The following is a 2,001-nucleotide window of genomic DNA, read 5'->3' on the forward strand; positions in this document are numbered from 1 at the left end:
AATTCTTGCTAAGTTTGTATCAACCAAATACCCCGAATTTGCCCCTGAGTTTGTTGAAATACTCACCGCCTTTGGTCCACGACTCGATCAGGAGTTAAGCGACTAATGGCCGATATGAATTCACGCGAGTTCTTAGCTGAAATAGAACAGATCACCGGCTCACTGCGCCGCGATATTGAAGCCAAAGAACGCAACATTGATCCAAGCCCTGCTGCAATTAAACAGCGCCGTAAACGCGTGCTCGGCGGCGACTTTGAGTTTTTTGTGTATACGTATTTCCCGCATCATATGTGGCTTGACGACGATCAAACAGCGTCTGAGTTTCAAAGCTATTTTATGAACTGGTTCCCCGAAGCCCTCAAGCTTAAAAATGGCTGGAAAAACTGGTTTGTTGCACCCCGTGGTGAAGGTAAAAGTACCCTAGCTGTAAAAATTGCCCCTGTGTATGTAGCGGTGTTAGCACTCTTACAAGACCCTGATATTTGCCAAAACCTGGGCTTAACTAAAATAAAACAATTTATCGACTTTGTTATTTTGTTTGGCGCTGAAACCAAAATGCCAACAAAAACATTAGAGGTAGTTAAAACCGAGCTGCTTAACAATAATAACCTCGCGTTAGACTTTCCCGAAGTATGCCAAAAATCCCCTGTGTGGAAATTAGGCGAGTTTGTAACAGCGCAAGGTGTGCGCTTTGAAAGCCGTGGTGCTGAGCAATCAGTACGCGGTACGTTCCATGGTGCGAGCCGCCCTAAGCTACTGCTATCTGATGACATTATTACCGATGCCGAGGCTAAATCGCCCACTGAGCGCGATAACCGTTGGCGCTTCCTAGAAGCAGCCGTGCAATACCTTGGCCCACCTGACGGCACCGTAAAATTCTTAGGTGTAAACACCGTTTTAAATAACGACGACCCAATAAGCCGCGCCGAAGAGGCACCAGGGCACATTGTTCACCGTTTTAAAGCCATTAAACAAATGCCTGAGCGTATGGATTTATGGGAAGAATGCCGCGATTTAATGGTGCATGACGACAAACGCTTTGAAAAACGCGCCGCTGCTAAAGGTGAGGCCGTTTCAACCGAGCAAAAACCCTCGTTTAAGTTTTGGATCAAGCGCAAAAAGCAAATGCTTAAAGGCGCTACTACCAGTTGGCCAAGTGTACGTTCACTTTACGATTTAATGTGTATGTGGGCCGCTAATAAACGCGAGTTTAACCGCGAGATGCAAGGCATTGCCAAAAGCGACGAAGAAGCCATATTTTATCAGTTTGATTTTTGGGTTGACCGCCTAAGCGAGTGGATACCCTACGGCGCATGCGATCCAAGTATGGGCAAGACTGAAAAGGCCGACCCCAGCGCAATATTAGTGGGCTTTTACTCCAATGAATTACAGAAACTACACGTTGAGTACGAAAGCCGTAAAGTGCGTGGTACCAGCCGTTTACTTAACGACTTAATACGCGCGCAAAAAGAATATAACTGCCGCGTGTGGGGCTTTGAGAACAACAACGCCTTTGATTTTATGCGCAGCCAATTTATTACAACAGGCCTAGAGCAGGGCATAGCACTGCCTTTACGCGGTGTTACAGCAGTAATTAGTGCAGAAGAACGCATAGGATCACTTGAAACATATGTAACTAATACACCCGCGCAAATTGCCTTTCATTCACATTGCCGATTATTACTCGACGAGCTAGAAAACTGGCCAGAAAAACAAACCGCCCATCACTACGATTTAAGCTGTGCGCTGGCTATTTTGTGGATGGTAGCCAGCACCGGTGCAGGCGGTATGCCGCGTGTTAATAGCCGCAAAGTCACTAAACAAATAAGGGGCTATCATGTATAGCAAGCCACGCATTAAATCTACAGCATACACTGCGCTTAGCCGTATGTTTGACCAAAACCGTATAGATCCAAGCCTTACGTCGCTTATCACTGAGCTACCAAACCCTGATCCAATCCTGCGCCGCGCAGGTAAAAACACCGCTATTTATGAAGAAAT

Annotated in this window: 1 protein-coding gene; it reads left to right on the plus strand. The window is 46.3% G+C overall.

The window, feature by feature from the left end:
• The first annotated feature begins 105 nt into the window (after positions 1–105).
• On the plus strand, positions 106–1,845 hold the full coding sequence (locus H5187_RS23290; RefSeq protein WP_182798448.1) for a hypothetical protein: 1,740 nt from the start codon (positions 106–108) through the stop codon (positions 1,843–1,845).
• Positions 1,846–2,001 lie beyond the last annotated feature (156 nt).

Origin of the sequence: Pseudoalteromonas sp. SG44-1 (assembly GCF_014164315.1) — a bacterium.
Classification (GTDB): Bacteria; Pseudomonadota; Gammaproteobacteria; order Enterobacterales; family Alteromonadaceae; genus Pseudoalteromonas; species Pseudoalteromonas rhizosphaerae.

Coding starts and splice junctions, on each gene's coding strand:
- H5187_RS23290 (WP_182798448.1), top strand. CDS start 106: ATGGCCGATATGAATTCACGCGAGTTCTTAGCTGAAATAGAACAGATC.